This is a genomic window from Neisseria sp. P0014.S009 (assembly GCF_051958155.1).
GTDB lineage: Bacteria > Pseudomonadota > Gammaproteobacteria > Burkholderiales > Neisseriaceae > Neisseria > Neisseria flavescens_C.
The window spans coordinates 1-244 of the sequence record NZ_JBQCVS010000219.1; the positions used below are offsets into that span (position 1 = coordinate 1).

The following is a 244-nucleotide window of genomic DNA, read 5'->3' on the forward strand; positions in this document are numbered from 1 at the left end:
GTTGCATCGTGAACTTGATCATCAAAGCGGTGGAGCCGTGGTATTTGTCGGACGGCGGAAAAGTGCGGAAACCTATTCGGCTTACCTGAAAGAACAAGGCTGGGCATGTGAGCATTTCCATGCAGGCTTGGGGAACAACGAAAAAGCCGATATTCAAAACCAGTTTATTGGCGGTAGTTTGCGCGTTATTGTCGCCACCAACGCCTTTGGTATGGGCGTGGATAAACCTGACGTACGCTTGGTT

The 244-nt window shown here is 50.0% G+C and carries 1 protein-coding gene; it reads left to right on the forward strand.

Annotated elements, in window-relative coordinates; genetic code table 11:
• On the forward strand, window positions 1-244 hold a 244-nt coding region (locus ACTHS4_RS12395; protein WP_440366038.1), incomplete at both ends, for a helicase-related protein.